At 71.0% G+C, this 24,504-nt stretch carries 25 protein-coding genes; 6 read left to right on the forward strand and 19 right to left on the reverse strand.

Annotation, left to right across the window (positions count from 1 at the left end):
- Positions 1 to 95: 95 nt before the first annotated feature.
- Together ACFYOS_RS21345 and ACFYOS_RS21350 are read right to left on the reverse strand one after the other, a co-directional pair.
- Entirely contained in the window at positions 96 to 1,013 is a 918-nt protein-coding gene (locus tag ACFYOS_RS21345) for a M56 family metallopeptidase (protein WP_387144474.1), read from the reverse strand.
- Positions 1,014 to 1,015: 2 nt separating this feature from the next.
- Positions 1,016 to 1,378: a BlaI/MecI/CopY family transcriptional regulator gene (locus ACFYOS_RS21350; protein WP_387144477.1), complete on the reverse strand. Its 363-nt coding sequence runs from the start codon at positions 1,376 to 1,378 to the stop codon at positions 1,016 to 1,018.
- A 265-nt stretch (positions 1,379 to 1,643) separates the two neighbouring features.
- Here ACFYOS_RS21350 and ACFYOS_RS21355 point away from each other — a divergent pair, with 265 nt between their 5' ends.
- Complete coding sequence (locus ACFYOS_RS21355; protein WP_387144211.1) at positions 1,644 to 2,399, forward strand: hypothetical protein; 756 nt, start codon at positions 1,644 to 1,646, stop codon at positions 2,397 to 2,399.
- A gap of 269 nt (positions 2,400 to 2,668) precedes the next feature.
- Here ACFYOS_RS21355 and ACFYOS_RS21360 read toward each other — a convergent pair whose 3' ends face one another.
- From ACFYOS_RS21360 to ACFYOS_RS21370, 3 genes are all read right to left on the reverse strand, one after another.
- Entirely contained in the window at positions 2,669 to 3,331 is a 663-nt protein-coding gene (locus ACFYOS_RS21360) for a DUF305 domain-containing protein (protein WP_387144214.1), read from the reverse strand.
- Positions 3,332 to 3,402: 71 nt separating this feature from the next.
- Positions 3,403 to 3,831 carry a hypothetical protein gene (locus ACFYOS_RS21365; protein ID WP_387144217.1) on the reverse strand — a complete coding sequence of 143 codons (429 nt, stop codon included), beginning with the start codon at positions 3,829 to 3,831 and terminating at the stop codon, positions 3,403 to 3,405.
- A 66-nt stretch (positions 3,832 to 3,897) separates the two neighbouring features.
- On the reverse strand, positions 3,898 to 4,350 hold the full coding sequence (locus ACFYOS_RS21370) for a DUF2752 domain-containing protein (protein WP_387144219.1): 453 nt from the start codon (positions 4,348 to 4,350) through the stop codon (positions 3,898 to 3,900).
- Between the two features lie 138 nt (positions 4,351 to 4,488).
- Here ACFYOS_RS21370 and ACFYOS_RS21375 point away from each other — a divergent pair, with 138 nt between their 5' ends.
- Positions 4,489 to 5,364, forward strand: a complete 876-nt coding sequence (locus ACFYOS_RS21375; protein WP_387144222.1) for a F510_1955 family glycosylhydrolase — start codon at positions 4,489 to 4,491, stop codon at positions 5,362 to 5,364.
- Positions 5,365 to 5,425: 61 nt separating this feature from the next.
- Here the strand turns inward: ACFYOS_RS21375 and ACFYOS_RS21380 are convergent, their stop codons facing one another.
- A complete protein-coding gene (locus tag ACFYOS_RS21380; RefSeq protein ID WP_387144225.1) occupies positions 5,426 to 7,603 on the reverse strand; it encodes a heavy metal translocating P-type ATPase in 2,178 nt (725 codons plus the stop codon).
- A gap of 201 nt (positions 7,604 to 7,804) precedes the next feature.
- Here ACFYOS_RS21380 and ACFYOS_RS21385 point away from each other — a divergent pair, with 201 nt between their 5' ends.
- Entirely contained in the window at positions 7,805 to 8,017 is a 213-nt protein-coding gene (locus ACFYOS_RS21385; RefSeq protein ID WP_387144228.1) for a DUF2933 domain-containing protein, read from the forward strand.
- A 222-nt stretch (positions 8,018 to 8,239) separates the two neighbouring features.
- A complete protein-coding gene (locus ACFYOS_RS21390; protein ID WP_387144480.1) occupies positions 8,240 to 8,314 on the forward strand; it encodes an SHOCT domain-containing protein in 75 nt (24 codons plus the stop codon).
- Between the two features lie 24 nt (positions 8,315 to 8,338).
- Here the strand turns inward: ACFYOS_RS21390 and ACFYOS_RS21395 are convergent, their stop codons facing one another.
- On the reverse strand, positions 8,339 to 9,457 hold the full coding sequence (locus tag ACFYOS_RS21395) for a sensor histidine kinase (protein ID WP_387144231.1): 1,119 nt from the start codon (positions 9,455 to 9,457) through the stop codon (positions 8,339 to 8,341).
- Positions 9,454 to 10,146 (reverse strand): response regulator, encoded by a 693-nt coding sequence (locus ACFYOS_RS21400; RefSeq protein ID WP_387144234.1) that lies wholly within the window; start codon positions 10,144 to 10,146, stop codon positions 9,454 to 9,456. Before ACFYOS_RS21400 ends, ACFYOS_RS21395 begins: the two co-directional genes overlap by 4 nt.
- Positions 10,147 to 10,301: 155 nt before the next feature.
- On the opposite strand from ACFYOS_RS21400, the gene ACFYOS_RS21405 reads away from it, so the two are divergent.
- Positions 10,302 to 11,816, forward strand: a complete 1,515-nt coding sequence (locus ACFYOS_RS21405) for a multicopper oxidase family protein (RefSeq protein WP_387144237.1) — start codon at positions 10,302 to 10,304, stop codon at positions 11,814 to 11,816.
- 67 nt (positions 11,817 to 11,883) lie between these two features.
- Here the strand turns inward: ACFYOS_RS21405 and ACFYOS_RS21410 are convergent, their stop codons facing one another.
- From ACFYOS_RS21410 to ACFYOS_RS21455, 10 genes are all read right to left on the reverse strand, one after another.
- The gene (locus ACFYOS_RS21410; protein WP_387144240.1) at positions 11,884 to 12,885 is read right to left on the reverse strand and encodes a C40 family peptidase; all 1,002 of its coding nucleotides are present in this window, start codon (positions 12,883 to 12,885) and stop codon (positions 11,884 to 11,886) included.
- A 145-nt stretch (positions 12,886 to 13,030) separates the two neighbouring features.
- Positions 13,031 to 14,440: an NADH-quinone oxidoreductase subunit N gene (locus ACFYOS_RS21415; protein WP_387144243.1), complete on the reverse strand. Its 1,410-nt coding sequence runs from the start codon at positions 14,438 to 14,440 to the stop codon at positions 13,031 to 13,033.
- A 3-nt stretch (positions 14,441 to 14,443) separates the two neighbouring features.
- Positions 14,444 to 15,934 carry a NuoM family protein gene (locus ACFYOS_RS21420; protein ID WP_387144246.1) on the reverse strand — a complete coding sequence of 497 codons (1,491 nt, stop codon included), beginning with the start codon at positions 15,932 to 15,934 and terminating at the stop codon, positions 14,444 to 14,446.
- Between the two features lie 4 nt (positions 15,935 to 15,938).
- Positions 15,939 to 17,789 (reverse strand): proton-conducting transporter membrane subunit, encoded by a 1,851-nt coding sequence (locus ACFYOS_RS21425; protein WP_387144249.1) that lies wholly within the window; start codon positions 17,787 to 17,789, stop codon positions 15,939 to 15,941.
- Positions 17,786 to 18,088, reverse strand: a complete 303-nt coding sequence (locus tag ACFYOS_RS21430; protein WP_387144252.1) for an NADH-quinone oxidoreductase subunit NuoK — start codon at positions 18,086 to 18,088, stop codon at positions 17,786 to 17,788. Before ACFYOS_RS21430 ends, ACFYOS_RS21425 begins: the two co-directional genes overlap by 4 nt.
- Entirely contained in the window at positions 18,085 to 18,648 is a 564-nt protein-coding gene (locus ACFYOS_RS21435; protein WP_387144255.1) for an NADH-quinone oxidoreductase subunit J, read from the reverse strand. Before ACFYOS_RS21435 ends, ACFYOS_RS21430 begins: the two co-directional genes overlap by 4 nt.
- Before the next feature lies 1 nt (position 18,649).
- The gene (locus tag ACFYOS_RS21440) at positions 18,650 to 19,588 is read right to left on the reverse strand and encodes a complex I subunit 1 family protein (protein ID WP_387144258.1); all 939 of its coding nucleotides are present in this window, start codon (positions 19,586 to 19,588) and stop codon (positions 18,650 to 18,652) included.
- Positions 19,581 to 21,182 carry a hypothetical protein gene (locus tag ACFYOS_RS21445; RefSeq protein ID WP_387144261.1) on the reverse strand — a complete coding sequence of 534 codons (1,602 nt, stop codon included), beginning with the start codon at positions 21,180 to 21,182 and terminating at the stop codon, positions 19,581 to 19,583. The genes ACFYOS_RS21440 and ACFYOS_RS21445 overlap by 8 nt, the downstream gene beginning before the upstream one ends.
- A complete protein-coding gene (locus ACFYOS_RS21450; RefSeq protein ID WP_387144264.1) occupies positions 21,173 to 21,496 on the reverse strand; it encodes an NADH-quinone oxidoreductase subunit A in 324 nt (107 codons plus the stop codon). Before ACFYOS_RS21450 ends, ACFYOS_RS21445 begins: the two co-directional genes overlap by 10 nt.
- Before the next feature lie 320 nt (positions 21,497 to 21,816).
- On the reverse strand, positions 21,817 to 22,992 hold the full coding sequence (locus ACFYOS_RS21455) for a glycoside hydrolase family 3 N-terminal domain-containing protein (protein WP_387144268.1): 1,176 nt from the start codon (positions 22,990 to 22,992) through the stop codon (positions 21,817 to 21,819).
- Between the two features lie 112 nt (positions 22,993 to 23,104).
- On the opposite strand from ACFYOS_RS21455, the gene ACFYOS_RS21460 reads away from it, so the two are divergent.
- Positions 23,105 to 23,869: a methyltransferase domain-containing protein gene (locus tag ACFYOS_RS21460; protein ID WP_387144271.1), complete on the forward strand. Its 765-nt coding sequence runs from the start codon at positions 23,105 to 23,107 to the stop codon at positions 23,867 to 23,869.
- Positions 23,870 to 24,000: 131 nt separating this feature from the next.
- Here ACFYOS_RS21460 and ACFYOS_RS21465 read toward each other — a convergent pair whose 3' ends face one another.
- A complete protein-coding gene (locus tag ACFYOS_RS21465; RefSeq protein WP_387144273.1) occupies positions 24,001 to 24,405 on the reverse strand; it encodes a MerR family transcriptional regulator in 405 nt (134 codons plus the stop codon).
- Between the last annotated feature and the right edge of the window lie 99 nt (positions 24,406 to 24,504).

The following is a 24,504-nucleotide window of genomic DNA, read 5'->3' on the forward strand; positions in this document are numbered from 1 at the left end:
GTCCACACCGCGACCACCACGAAGGCCAAAACACCGGCTACAAAGAAGACGAAGTCCGTCAATCCCCGTCCACGCCGCACAGGTTAAAGATCAAGTTAGAGGCAGGTGATGACCCCGGCGAGCGTGCCGATGCCCACGGGCGCGAGGAGAGCGGCAAACCCCAACGCGGCTCGAGTAGCAAGATGGCGGCCGTGCGGGGTCCGCGACTGAAGTCGTTGCAGCCGGATTCCCACGTCTCCCCCAGCCATCGACAGGGCGGACGGCGGGTGCGGGGCACCGGCGAAGCTCAGGAGCGCACCTCGTACGGCAGCCTGGCCGCACTCGCGTACGGCCGCGGCGTCCGCTCGCAGCTCAATGAGCAAGCGCACGGCTGCGGGCGCTTCCCGGGTCAGCGGCAGCCAGGGGACGGCCGATGCGAGCCCTTCTACGGCGGACACCAGCAGGTGGTGGCGCTCGCGTAGGTGGGCCCGTTCGTGGCTGAGCACGGCGGCGAGCTGATCTGCCGGCAGGTCGCGCGTGCAGCTGGCGAGCACTGTCATGCCGCCGGCCCCGGCGAGGCTGTACGCCATCGGGGTCGGGTGAGGGATCCACAGCACCGCCGAGTCGCCGGGTGCCGCCGTTTCGCCGGAGAGGGTGAGCAGATCGGCGTGGGCTCGCCGGGCGCGGTAAGCCGTTCGTGCCCGGCGGACGCACGAGGCGGCGAATTTCGTCAGCGCCGTGAGTATGAGCAGAGCGCCGGTTGCACCGAGGACTTCGTCGAGGGCAGGCGGGCGGCTCGGATGTACCCAATGCAGACAGAGCCGGGCGAGGTCATGCAGTGCCCAGTCATGGGCGGCACCCGGAGCGAGCAGCAGGGCGACGGCGAGGCCGAAGGTGGCCGTCACGGCGATGAGCAGTCCGAGCCAGCCGAGCAACACCGCGACGGGGTCAGCGACGTGGCGGAAGCAGAACCGCAGCGCGGCGGGCCCCCACCATGCGGCGACGACGGCCCCGGCGATGAGTGCGAGTGCCATGCTCACGCGCCGGGCTCCCGTTCGTGGAGTACCTGCTTGAGGATGTGCAGTTCCCGGTCGGTGGCTGACCTGGCGAAGTGCAGAAGCACCAGGTCCGGGTCGGTACTGGTGTCGAGCACCTGGCGCAGGGTCCGGGCGGTGATCTCCTCACGGGTGCCGGCAGGGCGGTAACGGTAGGCCTTGCCGTCCTTCTCGCGCGCGGCCCAGCTCTTGCGGTGCAGGTTGTCGAGCACGGTGAGCACGGTCGTGTAGGCCAGGGCACGGTCGGTGGTCAGCGCGTCGAGGACGTCTCTGACCAGCAGCGGCCGGTCGGCCTGCCACAGGACGTCCATGACGAGCGCTTCGAGTCTGCCCAGCTCTGCCACGTGCTCTCCCTTCGCGCCCGTAAGGGTACGCGGGGCGACCCGCCGGGCCACCAGGACGTGCCGGGCCAGTGACGGCTGCGGGAGCACCGTGGGCCCGATACCTCGGGAGTGACCCGCCCGGTCAGGACGACCTCGAAGGTCGTCCATATTCACGGAGGGCGAAAAAGTTGCGTCTTGCAAGGTTCAACCTTGACCAGGGCAGGCGTATGAAGTGATCCGGGTCAATGCCGTACCCACCCCCAACGGCACTCCCAGAGGAGCTGGAATGCACAAGAAACTGCTGGCCGCCGCCGGCGCCGCCGCCCTCGCCCTGCTGGCCTTCCCGTCGCCCGCCCAGGCCAACCACAGCTGGGGCGGCTATCACTGGGCCCGCACCGCCAACCCGTTCACTCTGAAGCTGGGTGACAACGTCAGCTCGCAGTGGGACTCCGCGCTCGCCGGCGCCTCCGCCGACTGGAGCCGGTCCACCGTCCTGGACACCACCGTCGTGGCCGGCTCGACCAATCCCAGGAACTGCAAGGGCGTCAGCGGCCGTGTTGAGGTCTGCAACTCCACCTACGGCAACAACGGCTGGCTGGGCATCGCCTCGATCTCGATCACCGGCGGCACCCACATCACCCAGGGCACCGTCAAGCTGAACGACACCTACTTCAACACCGCGCAGTACAACACGCCGGCGTGGCGCAATCTCGTCACCTGCCAGGAAGTCGGCCACACCTTCGGTCTGGACCACCAGGACGAGAACTTCAACAACGCCAACCTCGGCACCTGCATGGACTACACCAACGACCCGAGCACCAACCAGCACCCCAACCAGCACGACTACGACCAGCTGGTGAGCATCTACTCCCACCTCGACTCGACCAGCACGGTCGGCTCCTCGCCGGCCGCCGCCTCGGTCGGCAACTCGCCGGAGTCCTGGGGCGCGCTGGTGAGCGGCTCCCGCGCCGACCGGCACTCCACCTACGTCCGGCACTACGCTGACGGCACCATGGTCGTCACTCACGTGATCTGGGCCTGATCGTCAGGTCGACCGCGGTGGAGGGGTCCGTCGCAGGATCGCCGAGCAGCACAGCGGCCCCTCGCCGAGGGCGAGGGGCCGCTGTGCTGCTGCCGGTCAAGCCGAGTACCCGCGCGAGGCGGACCAGTTGGCCAGGTCGGTCGCACAACTGGCGGCAAGGTGGCCGCACTCCGCCTGTGATGCCACGGCCACAGGATTGAGCGGTCAGCCTGATAAATGGCCCGGCCGGGCTCGAACCAGAGTTCGGTCCCGGCCGGACAGGTCCACGCTTACAGGCGGTCGAGGATCTTCTGGAGGGTCTGCACCTCCGCCGCCTGGCCAGCGGCGATCTTGGCGGCGAGAGCCTCGGCCTCGGGGTTGCTGCCGTTGGCCTGCTCGGTCTTGGCCATCTCGATGGCGCCATTGTGGTGGGCGATCATCATTTCGGCGAACTTCTTGTCGAACTCGGTGCCCTTGGCTGCGGTGAGCTCCGCCATCTCCTGCTCGGACATCATGCCCGGCATGTCGGAGTTCATCCCCGGCATGTCGTGAGAGGGCGAGGCCGACATTCCGTGCATGTTGTGATTGCCCGGCGTCGGGGTGGGCTTCCCCCAAGCCGTCAGCCACCCCTTCATAGTGGTGATCTCCGGATCCTGGGCGGCCTTGATCTTGGCAGCCAGATCCTTCAGCTCCGCGTCGGTCGCGCGGCTCGGAGCGAGGTTGGCCATCTCGACGGCCTGCTGGTGGTGCGGGATCATCATCTGGGCGAACATGACGTCGGCGTCGTTGAACGTGCTGTTCGCCGAGGCCGAGGCCGAGGCCGCCGCCGACGGGCTGCTGTTGCCGTGCTCCATGCCGGCCGTGTCGTCACCGCCGCCGCAGGCAGCGCTGACGAGCAGGGCGGACAGGGCGACACCGGCAAGGGCGGTCGGGCGCAGGATGGTTCGCTTCATCGGGTAAATGGTCCTTGTCCCTAGTGGTTGGCAGAAGGTCATGTGATCCGGTCTGGTGGCTTGCGGTGGATCTATGTCCGCAAGACCGACACCGTGCTCATCTGCAGTCCGAGAGGACGTCGGGGTGGCGGGTCATGCCCCCGGCTCCTTCTCCAAGGCCAGGCACCCGCGGGGACCGGCAGTTCTCCTCGCCGTCGCCGAAGCATGGACAGGGACGCGAGGACCACCCCCGCGCCAAGCACCGCCAGACAAACGGTGAACACGTCAACGCCGTGGCCGTGGCCGTCCGAGCCGCCGCCGTGGTTCTGCTTCTCTATCGGCGCGACGGATGTGTGGTGCAGGTCGGTCATCGTGTTTTCGACGCCGGCGTCCGTGAAGTCGGGGTGGTGGCCGAAGGCGTGCATGCCGAGAACCCCGAAGGCAAGGGCGATGAGCAGCATCAGCCGCAGGGGCGAGTGCTGCCCCAGCCCGCGCGACGCGCCCACCTTCGTCCTTTTCATCCCATACCACCACAGTCTGGGCAAATCCGTGTGCCGGAGATCGAGGTCACGCGGGACGCCGCTACATCAGGGGGTCAGGTTCGCGATGTCGAACCAGCTGAACGGTGGCCCGGGCAGGTTGCGCAGCACGGTGCTGTAGAGCAGGAAGGCGACTCCGTAGGCCCAGTAGACACGTGGCGACAACCGTAGCGCGGGCAGCTCCCGCCCGAACCAGGCGATGCCGGCCCAGCGGATGCCCGCGTAGAGGAGGAAGGGGACGGCGACAAGGGCGGCCAGGTGATGGCGGGCCGCCTCGAGGCGGTGGCCGTGCAGCAGGTAGTAGAACATTCGGGTGCCGCCGCAACCCGGGCCGTTGATGCCGGTCATCGCGTGCCAGAGGCAGGGGCCCGTGGGGTCGGCGACCCGGTTGGTCGGATTGAAGCGAAGGACGAAAGCCGCCGCTGCGCCGATGGCGGCCGCCAGTGCCAGAGTCGCCGCGCGCTGCGTCGTGCGATGGGGTGCCACCGCCACCTGTCGCATCACCACCTCCTCGTGTGCCCGACAGCACATTCACCGAGATGGGCAGGGGTCACCGATCCCGACACGTGTCTACTAACCGCGCATAGTAGATGGCATACCATGGGCACCTGCCGAGGGGACCCAGATAAGGAGATCAGGATGCCTGGCAGGCCCGCCAACCGGAGGATCTGGGCGATCGGCGCCCTAGCGGTGGCCGTCCTGGCCGCGGCCGTCCTGCTCGGTAGCCAACAGCGTGAGCGTGCCGGCGAGGAGCATCACGCCGCCACGCAACGGCTGAGCCACGTGCACGGGTTGGCGGTCAACCCGGCCGACGGACGGCTCTACGTGGCGACGCACCAGGGTGTCGTGCGCCTGTCCGACAGCCATGCCTCGCTGGTGGGCGAGACGCGCCAGGACACCATGGGCTTCACCGTCGTCGGCCCGGACCACTTCCTCGCCTCCGGCCACCCGGCGCAGGGACAGCCGGGGCCCGCTCACCTCGGCCTCATCGAGAGCCGGGACGGCGGCCTTACGTGGCACTCCGTCTCGCTGGCCGGGCACGCCGACTTCCACGTCCTGCGCACCGCCGGCACCGTCACGTACGGCCTGGACTCCACCTCCGGCACGCTGATGGCCAGCAACGACCGCACCACCTGGGACAGCCGCTCACAGATCGACGCGTACGACCTCGCCGTCGACCCGAAGCGGGCGGACACCATCCTCGCGACCACCGAACGCGGCGTGCAGCGCTCGACCGACGGCGGGCGTACGTGGCAGCCATCCGGCGGACCGCGGGCACTCCTGCTGTACTGGCTGGACGCCGAGCGCCTCTACGCTATCGCGGTGGACGGGCGGATCCTGCTGTCCACCGACGGCGGCGACACCTGGTCGCCCACCGGCGGAACAGCCCCGGACACTCCCGTCGCGTTCACTGTGCACGGGGATCAGCTGTTCGTCGCGACCCGAACGGGTGACGTGCGGCGCAGCACCGACTCGGGATCCAGTTGGCAGTCGCTGGAGACAGGCCTGTCGTAACGGCATTACCCGACGGCACTGGCCCGGCCAGCTAGGCGCCAGCCGGGCCAGTGCGGGACGTTCAGCGGCGTGCGGGGGTGAGGCGTACCCGCCGGAGCAGCTGTGCGTTGAGCGCCACCACGATGGTGGAGGCGGACATCAGCACCGCGCCGACCGCCGGGCTGAGCGCCACGCCAGCCCAAGCCAACGCGCCGGCCGCGACGGGAATCGCGACCACGTTGTAGCCGGCCGCCCAGGCCAGGTTCTGCACCATCTTCCGGTACGACGCGCGGGACAGCCGGATCACGCCGGTGACGCCGCGCGGGTCGGAGGAGGCCAGGACGACACCGGCGGACTCGATCGCCACGTCGGTGCCGGCGCCGATCGCGATGCCGACGTCGGCGCGGGCCAGGGCCGGGGCGTCGTTCACCCCGTCGCCGACCATCGCCACCGTCAGGCCCCGCGCCTGCAGGTCGGCGACCGCGCGGTCCTTGTCCGCGGGGAGCACCTCGGCGAACACCTCGTCCACGCCGGGGCGGAAGCCGAGGTCGGCGGCGACCGCTTCGGCGACGGGGCGGGCGTCTCCGGTGATCATCACGATCTTCTTGACGCCCTGTTCCCGCAGCTCGGTGATCGCCTCCCGGGCTTCCGGCCGGACCTCGTCCTCCAGCGCGAAGGCGCCGATCGTCTCGGGTCGGCCATCCGTCGGCAGCCGCAGCAGATGCAGGACGGCCGCGCCGCGGGCTGACCAGCGGGCGCTGGCGTCGTGCAGGTCAGCTGGCACGGTGGCGTTGAGCTCCCGCAACAGTGCCGGACCGCCGACGGCGTAGGAGGTGCCGTCGACGACGGCTTGGACGCCGCGTCCGGTCAGGGAGCGGAAGTCCTGCGCCGTGGCGGGCACACCGCGATCCTGGGATGCCCTGACCAGGGCCCGGGCGAGTGGGTGCTCGCTGTCGGCCTCGACCGCGCCGGCGATCCGCAGGACGTCATCGTCACTGAGTCCGGCCGTGGCGGCGGTGGCGGTGACGGTGTGGGCGCCCTTGGTCAGGGTTCCGGTCTTGTCGAACAGCACCGCGTCGACCCCGCGCATGCGTTCGAGCGCCATGCGGTCCTTGACCAGGATGCCCGCCTTTGCCGACACCGCGGTCGAGAGTGCGATCACCAGCGGGATGGCCAGCCCGAGGGCGTGGGGGCAGGCGATCACCAGCACGGTGACGGTGCGGACCACGGCTTCGTTGACGTCGCCCAGTGCCCACCAGGTGCCGAAGGTGATCAGCGCGGCGGCGGTGGCGAGGTAGAACAGCCAGGCGGCGAACCGGTCGGCGAGCACCTGCGCGCGGCCGGCTGACGCCTGCGCCTGGGCGACGAGCCGGCTGATGCCGGCCAGGGCGGTGTCCTCACCGACGGCGTCGACGCGGACCCGCAGGGTGGAGTCGGTGGCTACGGTGCCGGCGACCACCTTGTCGCCGACCGTGCGGGGTACCGGCCGGGACTCGCCGGTAACCATGGACTCGTCGAGTTCGGCGGCTCCGTCGACGATCCGGCCGTCGGCGGGGACCCGGCCGCCGGAGCGGACCAGCACCAGGTCGCCGACGCCCAGGTCGCCTACGGGCACCCGGTGCGGCTGTCCGGCGTCGTCGAGGCGTTCGGCGTCGTCGGGGAGCAGGGCGGCGAGGGCGGCGAGGGCTCCTTGGGCCTGGCCGATCGCCTTCATCTCCTGCCAGTGGCCGAGCAGCATGATGGTGACCAGCGCGGCGAGTTCCCACCAGAAGTCGAGGCTGAACGCGCCCAGGCTGGTCGCGAGGGAGGCGGCGTACGCGACGGTGATGGCCATCGCGATGAGCAGCATCATGCCGGGCGCCCGGTCGCGGACTTCCCGGACGGCGCCGGCCAGGAACGGCCAGCCGCCGTAGGCGAAGACCAGGGATCCCAGGATGGGTCCGACCCAGGTCATGCCGGGGAAGTCGAGGGTGTAGCCGAACCATTCCATGATCATGTGGCTGGTGGCCACGATCGGCAGGGTCAGCGCCAGGCTGAGCCAGAACTTGCGGCGGAACTGCTCCGGGTCGTGGCCGGCGTGCTTGTCGTGTCCGCCGCCGTGGCCGGCGTGTCCCCCGTGGTGGTCGTGGTGCCGGGGGTGATCGGGCGGCCGAGGTGCCGGCGCGTGAACGTGGTGCCGCTCGGCGACGTGGTCGTGAGCGGAGTGCTGCTGGTCGTGCGCCGTCATGAGCGGGGCGTCGTGGGTGTCGTGGTGTGTCATGGGGTCCACCTCCGGGCACGAACATATACCCCTAGGGGGTATTAAGCAAGCGCGCCAACGCTTGGCCGCGCAGTCTGCCTATTACCGCTACCCGGCTGGGGTAGGACCTTCGGCCTCGCCGGAGGGAGCCGGTAGGCACTGCCGTGCGGGGGGGGCCGGGGAGCAGTCTCGGTTTAGGAACTACGAGAAGGGAGGCCGGTGATGAGGCGACGTCATCTGCCGCTCTACGGGATCGCCCTGCTGATCCTCATCGTGGGGGCGCTGGCGCTCGGCGTGCCGGGACGTTCGGTGGCTTACGGGCTGGTCGCACTCGCCTGCCCGCTGATGATGCCGTTCATGCACGGCGGCCACGGCGGCCACTCGGGTGAGGGCGAGCGGCGCCACTTGTCGGAGACGAATTCGTCGGGCAGGTGACCCGGCAGAGGCGGCGGGTACGCCCGGCGGGCTGCAATATCCAGGAGTCGCCGCACACGGCGCGGTCTCACTGCGGGAAGGACGCGACCCACATGCATGGCAACGGTTGGTTGTGGCCGATGGGTTTCATGATGGTCGGCTGGCTGGTCCTGGCCGTGATCATCGTCGCGGCGGTGTGGCTCGCGGTCGGCACGGGCCGACGGCAACGAGTCTGCGCGGCGCATCCTGGCCGAGCGGTACGCCCGTGGCGAGCTGAATGACGAGGAGTACCACCGCAGGCTGGACGGGCTGCGCTGACTCGCGGCTCCCCCACGCACGTCGTCAGCTGCCGCCCGCGAGCGGCCCCGCGCCGGGCAGTGTGACGGTGAACGTCGCGCCCCGGCCGGGGCCCTCACTGGTGGCGGTGATCCTGCCGCCGTGTTGGGTCACGATCGCGCGGGCGACGGCCAGCCCGATGCCCGATCCTCCGTGGTCGCGGTCCCTGGCGGTGTCCGCCCGGTAGAAGCGTTCGAAGACGTGCGGCAGGTGCCGCGGGTCGATGCCGTCTCCCGTGTCGGTGACGCTGATTTGCACCCCGTCGGTAGCCGCGATGGCATGCACGCTGACGCGTCCGTTTGGCGGGGTGTGGCGCAGGGCGTTGTCGAGGAGGTTGCCGAGCACCTGCCCCATCCGTTCGGCGTCGGCGTCGACCAGTCCCGCGTCTGGTGCCACGTGCTCGTGCAACGCGACGCCCTTGGCGGCGTATCGGGGCCGGGCGGCGGCGACGGCGGCGCTGACCAGTTCACCGGCGGCGACCGGTCGAGGGTGCAGGTCGAGTTGCTGCTCCTCGGCGCGGGACATCGCGACGACGTCCTCGGCGAGGCGCCGCAGTCGGGTCGTCTGCGCCCGCAGCACCGTCCAGGTGTCCTCGCCCTCGACCGCGATCCCGTCCTCGGCGGCGTCCACGTACGCCTCGATGGTGGCCAGCGGAGTGCGCAGCTCGTGGCCGAGGTCGGCCAGCAGACGGCGGCGGGTCGCCTCCGCGTCGGCGAGGCGGGCGGCCATGGTGTTGAAGGCGGCGGCGACCGTGTCGAACTCCGGGCCGAGGCCGGGACCGTTGACCCGTGCCGCGTAGTCGCCCCGGCTGACGTCCGCAGCGGCGGTGGCCAGCTGGGTGACCGGTCGGGCGAGGCGGCGAGCCAGGTAGGCGCTGACGGCGAGGGCGGCGAGCAGCGATACGGCGATCGCGACGGCCAGCGCGACGGCGCTGGCCGAGGCGTAGGCCTGTTCGACGTGATGAGCGGTGCCCGGGTCGACCGGGCCCGTAACCCGCCTCAGGTGGCTCCGGAAGATCGCGGGCCCGACCACGGCAGCCACCACGCCGAGGGTTGCAGCGCCGACGAGCACCACCAGCGTCTGGGCGGCGAGGAGCCGGCCCGGCAGTCCGAGCTGTCTCTTCATCCCTGCCCCATTCGATAGCCGATGCCGCGCACGGTGCGGATGAAGCGGGGGGCTGCGGGATCGTCGCCGAGCTTGCGGCGCAGGTGCGCGACGTGCACGTCAACGAGGTGCTCGTCCCCGACCCAGTCGGCGCCCCACACCGCCTCGATGAGCTGACGGCGGCGCAGCGCCGCCTCCGGCTGGACGGACATCGCGGCCAGCAGGTCGAATTCTGTGCGGGTGAGCTCCACGGGTCGTCCGTCGACCCACACCTCACGGCCGGTCAGGTCGATCCGCAGCGCGCCGACGGTCCGGATCGGCTGTTCCGGCGCTGGGGCCGTGGCCGTGCGGGGACGTCGCAGCATGGCGCGGATCCGGGCGACGAGTTCCCGCGGGCTGAACGGCTTGGTCAGGTAGTCGTCCGCGCCGACGCCGAGGCCGATGAGCTTGTCGACCTCCTCGCTGCGGGCGGTGAGCATGACCACGTAGCAGTCGGTGAACGTCCGGATCTGGCGGCACACCTCGATGCCGTCCAGGCCCGGGAGGGCGAGGTCCAGCACCACGACGTCCGGCCGGTCTCGCCGGACAGCGGCGACCGCCGACCGTCCGTCGAAGACGCAGCTGACCTCGTGACCGTCGCGCTCCAGATAGCGGGCGACGACCTTGGCCAGGCTGCGCTCGTCGTCGACCACCAGCACACGTACACCCATGGCATCAATCCTGCCCTGACGGTCGGGCTGGGCGAGTGCAGGTGACGCGGGCGGCCGCTCATGAAGATTCACTGAAGAAAGCGGCGCGACGTGGCTGCCGGCCTGCGGCGCAGGTCAGGCTGCAGACAGGGTTCCTCGTAGGCGAAGGAGCAGCCATGTCCCCCACCCTCACCCGCCGACGACTGCTGGCCGGCATCGCAGGCACGGTCGGTATCGCCGGTACGGCCGGCGCCGCCGCGTGGGCAGGCGGGTTGTTCGATCCCCATCTCGTGGCGCCGGGCGGGGACCTGGTGGCCCGGACCGAGGCGGCGCGGCGGCGGGCCGGCGGCCGGACCGTGCCGGCGACGCTGAACCCGCGCCCAGTCACCCTGGATCTCGGCGGCCGGCAGGTGCAGACCTGGGGGTACCACGACTCCGTGCCGGGGCCGCTGCTGCGCGCGCGGGCCGGAGATGTGCTCCGGGTCGAGGTGACCAACGGTCTCGGCAGCGAGACGAGCGTGCATTGGCACGGTGTCGCGCTGCGCAACGACATGGACGGCGTGCCGGGTGTGACCCAGCAGTCGATCAGCGCGGGCGGCAAGCACACGTACGAGTTCACCGTCCCGGACCCGGGCACCTACTTCTACCACCCGCACTCGGGGGTTCAACTCGACCGCGCTCTCTACGGTGTGCTCGTGGTCGACGACCCGCACGAGGCCGGCCGGTACGACCAGGAGTGGATCGTGGTGCTCGACGACTGGGTCGACGGCACCGGCCGTACGCCCGACGACGTGTTGGCGTCGTTGCAGTCGATGGGCGGCCACGGGGACATGGGCGGCATGGATCAGGGCGGCATGAGCGGCATGTCGATGGGCGGCATGGAAACCATGACGTCCCCGCTGCTGGGTGGTGCCGGAGACGTCGCCTACCCGCACTATCTGATCAACGGCAGGGCCCCAGCCGCCCCCGTGACGTTGACCGGTCGACCGCGTCAGCGGGTGCGGATCCGCCTCGTCAACGCCGCTTCCGACACCGCGTTCCGAGTCGCCCTCGGCGGCCACCGCCTCACCGTCACCCATACCGACGGCTTCCCAGTCACCCCCATCACCTGCGACGCCCTGGTGCTCGGCATGGGTGAACGGGCGGACGTCACCGTGGAACTGGGCGACGGCGTCTTTCCCCTGATCGCGGTCGCCGAGGGCAAGGGCGGCCAAGGCGTGGCCCTGGTCCGCACCGGCGCCGGAAGCACGCCCGGCGCGGCCGTCCACCCCGCCGAACTGGACCGTCGAGTGCTTCTCACCGGCGGATTGAGCCCTGCGGATTCCGTCCGGCTGGAGCGCCGCAAGGCCGATCGCGTGCACCGGCTGGAGCTGGGCGGCTCGATGATGCCCTACCGGTGGACCGTCAACGGCACCACCTTCGACAAGCTCGATCCACTGGTTGTCGGCCAAGGCGAGCGGGTGCGGCTGGAGTTCGTCAACCAGAGCACCATGTTCCACCCCATGCACGTGCACGGGCACACATTCGCCGTCACTGACACCGGCGTGCGAAAGGACACGGTGATCGTGGTGCCGAAGCAGACCGTCGCGGTGGAGTTCGACGCGACCAATCCGGGCCAGTGGATGACCCACTGCCACAACATCTACCACGCCGAGACCGGCATGATGATCAACCTGGCGTACCAGGAGTAGCGGGCCTGACCCCCCGAGGCGGAGGCTCCCGACCTGAGGGGCGGGAGCCTCCGCCACAGGTCGGCGGTCAGGTCACTCGGCGGAAACCGGCGACGGGCATGTAGTTGATGCTGAGAACATTGACCGGCTTGCCGGCCCGCGGCGCGTGCACCATCAGGTCGTTACCCAGGTACAAGCCCATGTGATGCAGGTCGCTGTAGAAGAAGATCAGATCGCCAGGCCGGGCGTCGGCTCGCGACACCGGCCGACCCTCGTTCCACTGGGCCCCCGTGAAGTGGGTCAGGGAGATGCCCGCGGCCTTGTAGGCGTACTGGGTGAGGCCGGAACAGTCGAAGGCGTCCGGGCCGTTGGCTCCCCAGACATAGGGGTCGCCGACCTGTTGGCAGGCGACGCGGATCGCCGTCTGGGCGGCGCTGCTGACCACACCGGTGATCGTGGGGCAGCCGGTCACCTTCACCGTCGTCTTCGGCAGGGACGCGGTGAGCCGTTTGATCTCGGCGTCGATCTGCTTCTTCTTGGCCGCCAGCTCGTTCTGCTGACGAACCTGGGTAGCGATCAGCGCGTCGAGCTTCTGCTTCTGCGCGTTGTACCTGTCGCGGACGGCAAGCACGCCGGCAACCTGCCGGTGCTGCTGCTGGGCGAGCCGGTCGAGGATGAGCAGCTGCTCGCCGAGCGTGCCCGGCTTGGTGGTGGTGAGCAGGGCGCCGAGCTCCTGCGAGGGACCTGACACGTAGTAGCGGGAGGCGAGAGCACCGATCTGATTCATCGCCATCGCGGACTGCAGCTCCAGGGGAGCCATCTTCTTCTCAAGGTCCGCCGACTTGATGCGGTTGACCTTGAGCTGGGCCCGGACCTTGTTGTAGCCCTCGATGGTGGGTTCGAGTTGTTCCCACTTCTTGTCGATCTGCGCTTCGATCTCGTCCGCCGACGGCGCCGCGTGTGCCGGTGCCGCCAGGAGCCCAGCGCCGAACGCGGCGGCCGTGAGCAGGACGAATATGCGGCGGGCCAGCCCGCCGCGACGGACGGGCGGGTGGCTCGCCGGGGGACGGCGAGGGGGCATGGATGCCACCAGCACGGACTCCTTCTGACCTTGGGAAGCGGGCGGGGCTGCGGAGTAGCGGCCCTCACCCGCGGCGGGTTCGCCCCCATCCTTACCTACTATCGACCGATAGTTGAACAGGGGACGGTGCGGGCGGACGAAGTGTCACCCAGGGCTAGCGGCTGACCACGTACCAGAGCGGTCCGGCAGTCAGCCCCACCGCGAGGCTGACGGCCGACGCGACGACTGCCATCCGCGCCGTGACACGCCGCAGCACCGCCTTGGAGGTCACCTCAGATTCGCCGGGCTGTCGATAGACGGGAACGATCCAGCGCAGGTAGTAGAAGAGGCTGAGCGCAGCGTTGACGAACACGACGACGGCGAGCCAGGCGTATCCGCCGTCCCAGGCGGCGGTCGCGGTGGTGAGCTTGCCGACGAACACCGCCGTCGGCGGGGTGCCCACCAGGCCGAGGAGAGCGACCAGCAGGGCCGCGGCGAGCCCCGGCCGCCGGTAGGCCAGGCCCCGGAAGTCGGTGAGGTCACGGTGCTCCGGCAGGGCGGCGGTGACCGCGAACGCGGCGATGTTCGTCACCGTGTAGCCGGCGAGGTACAGCAGCAGCGACGGCAGCGCCAGGTCGCTGCGTCCGGCGGCCACGATCGGCACGAGCAGGAATCCGACCTGGCTGACGGTGGACCAGCCGAGCAGCCGGCGTGGGTCCGACTGCCAGTAGGCAGCCAGGTTACCCAGGGTCATGCTGGCGGCTGCCACGACAGCCACCGCGGCCGCCCAGGACGCGGACGCAGGAAAGAGGTCGGCGAGCCGGAACACGGCGATCAGCGCGCCGATCTTCGGAACAGTGGTGAGGAATGTCGCCGCGGTGGCCGAGGTGCCCTGCGCGGCATCGGGCACCCAGAAGTGCGCGGGCACGCCGCCGGCCTTGAACAACAGCCCCGCGAGGACAGCGACCGCAGCGACCGCGACTGCCCCACGCGGCAGGTCGGGCAGGCGCTGCACCAGCTCAGGGTAGGTGGTGGTGCCGGACAGGCCGGTCAGGACGGTGACGCCCAACAGGAGCAGGATGCCGAACAAGGCTCCCATCAGGTAGGCCTTCAGCGCGGCTTCGGCGCCCGCAGCGGTGTGGGCAAGACCGATGAGCCCGTACAGCGGGATGCTGGCGAGCAGGAAGCCGACGGCGAGGGCGAGCAGGTCGTTCGCGCCGGCAAGCAGGACGGCGCCGGCGGTGGAGAACAGCAGCAGGCTGTAGGTTTCGCTCTCCCGCGCGCTGCCGGAGATCTCGTCGGCGGCGATCGCCAGGATGAGCAGGGTGCCGGACGCCGCCAGGATGCGGGCGATCCCGGTGGCCGTGTCGACGGCGAACGAGTCGTCAAAGGCGCTTGTCGCCGGCCCGCGCAGCTGGATCGCGGCCGCGACGATCGTGGCGACGAGCACCAGCGCGGTGAGGATCCGGATGATCCACTGCCGGTGGCGGGGGACGAAGGACCCGCCGATCAGGGCGGCGAGCGCGCCGCCGGCGAGCAGCATCTCGGGGAGCAGCAGCAGCGGCCGCATCATCTCTGTCTCCACCGCTCACCGCCCGAGCAGGCCGACGACGGCGTGTGCGGCGGGCTCGATGACATCCAGCAGCGGACGCGGCAGTACTCCGATCAGCAGGGACAGCAGCAACAGCGGTCCGACCGACCACAGTTCGCGGGCGCGCAGGTCGGTGAATCCGATGGACCGGCCGGCGGGGTCGCCGGTGAAGACGCGTTGCAGCGCGCGGAGGAACAGCGCCGCCGTGATCAGGATGCCGACGACCGCGACGGCGGTGACGGGGGCCGCGGCGACGCTGCCGGCGAAGATCTGGAACTCGGCGATGAAACCTGAGAAGGCGGGCAGGCCGAGGGAGGCGAACGCGCCCACGGCGAACAGCGCCGCGAAGGCCGGCGCGGGTGCGGCGAGCCCGCCGAAGTCGCGCATGTCGTAGGAGCCGGCGCGGTGTTGCAGGACGCCGGCGAGCAGGAACAGGGCTCCGGTGATCAGGCCGTGGCTGACCATCTGGGCGACCGCGCCGGCGACCGCCACGCTGCGGGCCTGGGTGGTGTCCGCGGCGACCAGGCCCGCGACGCCGACGGCGAGGATGATGTAGCCCATGTGGTTGACCGACGTGTAGGCGATCATGCGTTTGACGTTGGACTGCGCCAGCGCCACGAGCGCCCCGTAGATCACCGACACGACGCCGACGACGATGACCACCCAGGCCCACGCCCGCCAGGCCTGCGGCAGCATCGGCATGGCGATGCGGACGAAGCCGTAGGTGCCCATCTTCAGCAGCACCCCGGCGAGGACCGCCGAACCGACGGCCGGCGCGTCGGTGTGCGCGGGCGGGAGCCATGTGTGGAAGGGCACGGTCGGCGTCTTCACCGCCAGGCCGAGCAGGATCGCCGCGAGCACCAGTGCGCCCGCGACCGGCCGGCCCTGCAGCGGCGGCTTGGCGGCGAGTTCCGGCATGTCGAACGTGTGCGGGGCGGCGGCGACGTACAGGCCGATGAAGCCGACGAGCAGCGCGAGGGAGCCGAGGAAGGTGTAGAGGAAGAACTTCAGCGCCGAGTGCGCACGATTGCCGTGGCCCCAGCCGGCGATGACGAAGTACATGCCGACGATGGACAGGTCGAAGAAGACGAAGAACAGGATCAGGTCGGCGGCGACGAACAGGCCGAGGCTGACGCTCTGCAGGAACAGGAACAGTGCCGCGTGGGCGCGGGGGCGGTGCCGCTCGCGTAGCCCGTACACCGCGCAGGCCAGGTAGATCACGGCGGTCATCGCCACCAGCGGCAGCGAGAACCCGTCCGCGCCGATGTGGTAGCTGCTGTTCACGCCGGGAATCCAGGTCGCCCGCTCGGTGAAGGCCAACTCCCCCGGCGGCGGAGTGTCGTAGCGCGCCCACATGACGGCGATGAGCCCGAGGTCGACAGCTGCCACGGCGACCCAGGTCCAGCGCGCCACGGTGTCGCCGAGACGTGGCACGGCGGCCAGCGCCACGGCGGCGATCAGCGGTAGGAACACGATCACGCTGAGCAATGGCTTATCCCCACACGACGAGGACGACGACGGCGACGAGGAGCACGACGACGGCCTGCAGGTAGTACTGGTGCAGCTGACCGGTCTGCGGCCGGCGGGCGAGCTGTCCCAGCCGGCGGGCTGCGGCCGCGATCCATTCCACGGCGCGGTCGAGCCACCGGTCGTCGGCGTGGCCGGCCCGTCCGGCCAGGCGTAGCGTCCCGGCCGAGGCGATCTCGACGCCGCGGTCGAGGACCTGGTCGTCGAAGCGGGCAAGCGCCTCGGCGCAGCGCAGGGTCGGGCGGACGATCAGCACCCGTACGGCGGCTTCGAGGCCGAGCCACCGCAGCGCCCACCGCGGCTCGGGGGCCGGGTGGCGAGCGACCAGCAGCAGGACGGCCAGGGCGAGCGCGGCCGAGACGGCAAGCTCGACCAGGGGGGCGTGGAACTCGCCGGGCTGCCCGACGGCCCGGGCGAGCACGGCGCCGACCGGTGGGAGTGCCAGCAGACCGGCGCAGGCGGCGCCCACCGCGAGGATCACCAGCGGCGCCTGCTGCAGGACGGTGACCGTCCCGGCTTCCACCTGCTTGCGGGAGACGTCTGCGCGCCGGCCGGACGGTACCGGCCGCCAGATGACGACGAGCAGCTTGCCCGCGTACGCGGCCGACAACGCCGACGCGGCCAGGCCGACCGCGTACAGCCAGGGCGACTGTTCCAGGACCTGGGCGAGGACGGCGTCCTTGGTCGCCCACAGCGACAGCGGCGCGATCCCGGCCAGCGCCAGCGCCCCGACGGTGGCCGACCAGCCGACCGGCCGCCACCGCCCGACGACGCCGTGCAGGCCGGCGAGCTGCGTGGTGCCCAGCGCGGTCAGCCACGCCCCCGCCGCCAGGAACAGCAGCGCCTTGGTCGCGGCGTGCGCGACCAGCTGGGCGGCTCCGCCGGCCACCGTGCCGGCGGCGGCGGCCATCACCACGAACCCGAGCTGGGCGGCGGTGGAAGCCGCGAGGAGCTGCTTGATGTCCCGCTGGGCGACCGCCACCGCGCCGAGCAGCAGCGCCGTCAGGCCGCCGGCCCACATGGTCAGCGGGGCGGCCCACCAGGTTGCGGAGAGCAGGGGCTGCACCCGCAGCAGCAGGTAGCCGCCCATGGCCACCATCGCGGCGGAGTGCAGGAGCGCGCTGACCGGGCTCGGGCCGGCCATCGCCCGGGACAGCCAGAACGACACCGGCAGTTGCGCGGCCTTGCCGAGCGCGGCGGCGAGGATCCCGGCGGCGATGACGTGCCGCCAACCGGGGCTGCTGTGGGGCAGGTCGGCCAGGGCCAGACCCGCGCCGCCGGCCAGCGCGGCTCCCGCGGCGACGTACAGGCCCACATCGGCCGACCGGGTGGTGACGAACGCGGTCAGGCCGGCGGACACCCGGTCCTCGTCACGCCACCAGAACCCGATCAGCGCGTACGAGGCCGCGCCCATGATCTCCCACCCGAACAGCAACGTGGGCAGGGTCGCCGCGGTGACGGTGAGCGCGGCGGAAGCGGCGAACAGCAGCATGAGTCCATGGAAGCGTGCCTGCGAGCGGCGAATCTCTCCTGCCGCGGCGGCCAGCACCAGCAGGATCACCACGGAGAGCATGGGCGCGAGCGTTGCGGCGAGCCCGTCGACGGTGAGCGCGAAGTCGACGCCGGCCATGAACGGCACCGCCACGGCTGGTCGGTTCACCGCGACGACGACCGACAGGACCACCGTGGCCGCGGCGACGGCGAGCGAGACGGGCGCTGCGGTCCGCTCCGCCCGCCGGCTGGTGGCCAGCAGGGTCCCCGCCGCTGTGGGGAGGGCCACCAGCGACCACAGGGCCGCCTGCGCGAGTTGGGTCATCGGGACAGGTCCGCGGCCAGGTCGGTCATGTCGGTGCGACGTACCCGATGCAGATGGGTGGCCACGGCGAAGCCCATCGCCATCTCGACGGTCATCGCGACGATAATGATCAGCAACAGCACCTGCCCGGACGGGTCCGGGGCGAGGAACCACCAGAAGCCGGCGGCGGCGAGGATGAGGCCGTTGAGCATCAGCTCCAGCCCCATCATCACCATGACCACCACCTGCTGGGACAGCGCGCCGTAGAGGCCGACGCTGAACAGCGCCGCCGCCACGAGCAGCACGGTCTGCAGGGTCATCGGCCGACACCTCCCGGCTGCGGGTCGTCGGCCGGTCGCCGGCGCAGGTCGTCGCCGAACCGGTCGTAGCGGGTCCGGTGGGCTGCCAGCACGACGCCGGCGACGATGGTGGCGGCCATGACCGCGCCGACGGCTGTCATGACCAGCATCTTCGGGCCCATCAGCTCCTCCCCCAACGCCGCGGTGACGTCGACGGGCGGGGCGCCGCGTCGGGTGGGCCACGGCACGAGCAGCACCCCGGCGCCGAGGAGCACGAAAACACCGATGGACACCGCCAGAGCGTGCCGGTTGTCGTGGACCATGCTCATCGGCATCAGCGCCGGGTTCATGCCCATGAACATGACCATGTAGACGGCCATGACGGCCATCTCCATGACCATCATCAGGATCGTCACCACACCGATGTAGTCCTGCTGCATCAGCAGCACCTGCAGGCCGACGGCGATGAACGAGACGGCGAGGGCGTAGCTGGCCCGGGCCATCGAGTTGACGATGAACACGGCGGCGCCGGCGAGCACGGCGATGACCGCCAGGGCCCAGAACGCGACGTGAGTGATCACCTCAGCTCCTCCCTGCGGCGATGACCGCGACGATCAGGTCCTGCAGCAGCACCGCGGGAAGCAGCACCAGCCACCCGGCCTCCATGAACAGGTCCGGCCGCACCGCGGGCAGGTGGCGGCGCAGCCACACGAACACGGCCAGCAGAGCGAGGGTCTTGACGAGCACCCACGCCGAGGCGGGCAGCAGCGGGCCGGCGCCGCCGCCGAGGAAAATCGGCACCGCGAACGCGGCCCCGGCGGCGAGCAGCGCGTACCGGCCGCCCTGGAACAGCAGCCGGTCGACACCGGACAGTTCGCCGGTCACGCCGCCGGCTATGTCGGTGCCGCGGGCCGGGGAGAAGGGTCCCCAGACGGCGATGGCGAGGACGCCCGTGCAGAAGACGACGAAGGCCACCGGCATCCACACGACGAACCAGAGGCCCTGCTGGGCGGCGGCAATCTTCCATACGTTCAGGCTCGACGCCCCGACGGCGGGCGCCACGAGCGCGAACATCAGAGGCAGCTCGTAGGCCAGTCCGTGGGCGAGGAACCGGTAGCCGCCGACGAGGGAGTGCGCCGAGTTGGCGCCCCAGCCGGTCAGCCATACGAACGCCCACGCGAGGACGTCTGTGGCGTTGAACCAGATCACCCCGACGTCGAGGTCGAACAGCGTCCACCGCCCCAGCGGCACCACCGTGATGATCATCAACGCCATCAGCAGCAGTCCTGCCCCGCCGATGCGCCACAGCAGGCTGTCCGCCGCGACCGTGGTCCGCCTCCGCTGGCGCATCAGCCGGGCCACCTCACCGAATGGCTGGCTCAGCGCTGATGAGCCGGCGCCGGTTGTGCGCGCGGTCAGGAACTTGTCGAGGACGGCGGCGGCGACCGCCAGTAGTCCGAGCAGCGCGGCGGCGGGCACCGCCCACCCGGCGGGAACCACGGTGACCGCGGGTTCAGACATCGCTCACCTCGCGGTCCATGGCGAGCGGGTCGAGGTCGAGACTGGCGACGATGAGGCGGGCGGTGGCGAGGTCCCACCCGCGTACCAGGTCAGGGATGGCGTCGACGGGTACGCCGAGCGGCGGGCCGGTCGGGTGCCGGCCGGCGATGCTGTGCGCGGCGCGGTCGAGCATGGCGAGCAGCCGGTCACGGACGTCGCCTGTCATGGGTTCCGGCAGGCCGCGGTGGGCGAGTTGGTGCGCATCCAGCGGCCCGACCCGGCGCAGCGACCACCGCAACCACCATGACCGGCCAACCATGCGGCGGAGCCGGTGAAGTTCCCCCGCCGGCCCGTCACGGTCTTCGGTGAAGAGCAGGGCGTCACGGATCCGTCGAGCGCCGGAGGCGGCGTCGGCCCAGCCGGCGAGCCCCAGGAGGCTGGCGGCGTTGTCACAGCGCCGGGCGGCGAACCGGCGCGGGTCCTCGGGCGCGTGCCGCGGCTCCGCATCTGCGGCCGGGTCGGCGGCGGCGACCAGGCTGGCCTCCGCGTCGACGATGACGTCGCCCTGGAGGGTGCAGCGCAGGACGAGGCCGGCCGGCCAGTACGCCAGGACCGGACCGAGTCGCAGGTGCAGGAGATCCATCTCCAGGCCGTCGCGGTCTTCGCCGCCGGGGGCGAGCGGGATGCCGCCGGGGGCCATGTCCATCCCCCCGTGCGCCATGCCAGCGTGTCCCATGCCGGCATGGCCCGCGTGCATCATCGCGCCGTGCGCAGTGTGGCCCATGCCCTCGTGATCGGCGTGGTCAGGACCGGCGCGGGGGGCGTGCCCGGAGTGGTCCATGGCGCCATGGCCGGCGGAGGGCATGTCCTCGTGGCCGGCGTGCTCCGCACCACCATCGCCCGTCTGCCGACCAGCCGCCGCCGGGTCGTGGTCGCCGTGTCCCGTGTGGCCGTCGTCGCCATGACCCCGGCCGCCGTCATCGGTGTGCTCAGCGCCGCCGTGTGGCGGTTCGCGGTGGCCGACGTGGCCGACGTGGCCATGCGCGTCGTGCGTCCGCCCTCCGCGGTGCGTACCTTCCTGGACCTCCACGGAGTTGGCGCCGGTGCCGTGGTCGGCCTGCGGCTGATGGGCCGTCCCGCCGTGCTGTCCGCCGCCTCCGCGGCGCTCAGGGCCGGGGTGGGCGGCGTCGTGCCCGGGGTGGTCGTGCGGAGCGTGCCGTTCGTGGGCGTGATGCTCACCCGGATGGGCATGGCCGGTCGCGGCGCGGTCGGGCGACCGGTCACGGCTGTCGGCGCGCTGCCGGGTGAGGTCGAGCAGGTCTTCCTCCGCCGCGAGGAGGGCGGGTACGGCTGCCTGCGGGGATTCGACCTGGATGCGAGAGCGCGGGCCGGGCAGCTGCCCCCACAGCCGATGCAGCGGCTCCTCCAGGTGCGGGGGCGGCGGGCCGCAGACGGCCAGGATGTCGGCGTCGGCCGGGGACACGGCCAGCCGCCAGCCCCGGGACAGGACGTGCCGCTCGACCGCGGCCCGGGTCACCCAATGCCCCGGCACCTCGGCGACGAGCACATGCGCGTGCCGGACCGCGATCCGACCCAACGCTTCGCTCAGACCCACCGCAGCGCGCCTTCCCGCCAGGCCCAGAGCACCGCCACGAAGACTCCGCCGAGGAAGACGAACATCTCGACGATCGCGGTGGCCCCCAGGCGGGTGACGACCACCGACCACGGGTACATGAACAGCATCTCCACGTCGAAGGCGAGAAACAGCAGCGTCGCGAGGTACCACCGCACGTGGTAGCGCGACAGTGCGTGCTCCTCGGGTCGCCACCCGGACTGGAAGGGCAGGCTCTCCAGCGGCGCGGGTGCGATCGCCAGAGCCCGATGGGCCAGGTACAGGCCGGCGACGATGAGCGCCGCTACCAACGCCATGCTCGCTGCCCCTGCGTACATTCCGCTCCTGTCCGCGCTGTCGTCTTCCTACCTGCCACCGAGGGCTCGGCCGCCCGGGGCCGAGCCGCCGCTTCCTCCGTTCACCGTTCACACGTCAGGCATCGTGCGTAATCCTTGACCGATGTCAGCGGCCGCCTCGGGATGGACACCGTCACGCCTCGGCATGACGAGCCGACGTGGGTCGCCAATCGCCGATCCGCACGGGTCGACTCATCCACTTCTACTATCACGAGGTAGTAGCGGACGCATGTTTGTGCCGCCAACGCGACCACGGGGTTGAGCCGGCGGGAGCATGTCGGTCAGCGTTTCGGGCGGAGGGAATCCACTCGTGCGACGGACTGGTCGATGCGGTCCTCGCCGACGCGCCCGGTCCGGACGAGGTTGACGATCGTGTCGACTGTCTCCTCGACGACTCGTTGGTCGTACACCTGCTGGTTGGCGAAGACGAGCAGGTCGAGGCCGGCCTGCAACGCCAGGGCGACCGCCTCGGCGGCGCCGTACCGTTCGGTGATCGCGACCGCCTGCATGTCGTCGCTGACCACCGGCCCGTGCCAGCCGAGCCGGCCGCGCAGCAGGTCGGTGACGGTCGCGGCCGACAGGGACGCCGGATACGTCGGGTCGAGCTGTTTGTTGAGCACGTGGGCGGCCATGATCGAGTCGGCGAGGCCGGCCTGGATCAGCCGCTGAAACGGTTCGAGTTCCCTTTCCTGCCAGGTGTCGCTGACGTCGACGACCTCGAAGTCGGTGTTTCCGGCGCTGCTACCCGATCCGGGGAAGTGCTTGAGGACGGTTTTCACGCCCGCCGCTCGGTGGGCCTGGATCTCCTCGGTGGCGTTGCTGACCACCACGTCCGGGTCGGCGGAGAAGCTGCGACCAAGTTTGCCGATCGCTCTGCTGTCGGGGTTGATGTTCAAGTCGACGACCGGGGCGTAGTTCAGGTTGACCCCGATCCGCGTCAGGCTGGCGACCAGTCCTCGCGCCCAGTCGCGGGTGGTTGCCGGGGAGTTCTCCGCGCCGATCTCGGCCTCCGACTTGGTGGCCGGGAAGCCGTTGCTCGGGTTGAGGCGGAGGGTGCGGCCGCCTTCCTGGTCGATGGAGACGATGAGCCGGCCAGGCGAGGCGTCTTTCAGACTCTTCACCAGTCGCGTGACCTGCTCGGGCGAGCGGATGTTACGCACGGACTTGGTCTCCAGGTCCTGGTCGAACAGGATCACCCCGCCCACGCCGCCCTTGACCGCCTGCACGATCCAGTCGCGGTCGCTCACTCGGTCACCGCGAAAGCCGACCACGAGCAGACTGGCGATCTTTCGGCGCAGCGCGGCCGCGCCCCCGCGCGGTGTGCCGGAAGGTCGCGGGCTGCTCGTTGGCCGTGGGGTCGCGGACGTGGCGCGGTGCGACTCGCAGCCGGTCACGGTTGCCACCGCAGCTGAGCCGATTCCGGCGAGCAGCCGACGGGGCAGGTGCACGCTGTCCACCCCCGCACGCTACGGCCCACCACCACCCCATGCGCGCTTACCGACGGAACGTCATCCGTCGGTGGGACGGCCACTTGACTTCAGGTCGACCTGAAGTCGGAGGGTGTCGTCCATGACCGAAGACACGACCGTCAGGGATGCCACTGCCGGGCTGATCGCTCGACTCGACGTCGCGGAAACCGAAGCGCGCGCGGTGCGCCTACGGGACCGCAGCTACGACCTGCTGGACCTCTCCCCCGGCGCCTCCGTAGTTGACGTGGGCTGTGGCACGGGCCGCGCCGTGGCCGAGCTCGACCAGCGCGGCGCCGCCGCGATCGGCGTCGACCCGGACGAGCTCATGATTGCCACGGCACGGCGCCGTTGGCCGGGGGCCGGGTTCCGGACGGGCTCTGCCGAGTCTCTCCCGCTCCCCGACCATGCGGTGTCGGGATACCGGGCGGACAAGGTCCTGCACGTGGTGCCGGACCCCGCTGCGGCGCTGGCGGAGGCGCACCGTGTGCTGAGCCCGGGCGGGCGGATCGTGCTGGTCGGACAGGACTGGGACGCTCTGATGATCGACTCGTCCCACCCTGACCTCACCAGAGCGGTCGTGCGTAGCCAGGCCGACTTCCTCCCGAACCCGCAGGTGGCCCGGGCCTACCGGAACCTGCTCCTCGACGCCGGCTTCCAGGACGTCGCCGTCGAAGCGCACACCGGCATCTTCACCGAATCGGCATTCCTGCCCATGGTCGAGGCGTTCGCCGCAAGGGCGGTCACCGCGGGCAGCGTGACCGCCGAGCAGGGGGCCGTCTGGGCCCGGGACCAGCGGTCCCGGGCGAGCAACGGACGGCTCTTCGTGGCCTTCCCGATGTTCGTCGCCTCAGCCTGCCGACCGTGATCGCTCTCGAACGCGAGGCTTCAGCGGCTGTCGCGCTCTTTGAGCGAGTCAGTGGAGGAAACGCTGGGGCCAGGCCGGGCAACATGTCGGCCAGCCATCGCGGCAAGGCCGCCCGCGCATGTCCGCCGCCGTCATGACGGTACGTGGGGTGCGGCCTGCGGCCCGATCCGCGCGCGCACCATCGCCTGGTAGTGCGGGCACTCGGCGAAGTCCTCGTGCTCGCACTCCAGGCCCCCGTCGATGAACGCCAGGGAGTCCCGCAGCGCGTCGATCCGTGCGACGAGGTCCTCGCGGTGACGCAGCAGGATCTCCCGCCGCCGCGCCGGCACGGCGGCCGTGATGAGCTCCCGGATCTGCTCCAATGACAGTCCCGCCTCCTTCGCACGCAGGATCGTCGCGACCCGGTACAGGTCGGCCGAGCGGTAGCGGCGGCGCCCGGCGAAGACCCGGGCCGGCGCCAGCAGCCCGGTTGACTCCCAGTGCCGCAACACGTGGGTGGCCAGCCCGAACCTGCCGGCAATCTCGCCGATCGTCATCGACGCCTCGTCGCCTGGTTGCATGCCGACATTAGGCCGCGCCCCGGTCGATCGGGGCAAGCCGCCAGGTGGCTGGCTTCCCTAGTTGGTCTGCGACCG

The organism is Micromonospora sp. NPDC005806, assembly GCF_042871425.1.
Lineage (GTDB): Bacteria > Actinomycetota > Actinomycetes > Mycobacteriales > Micromonosporaceae > Micromonospora.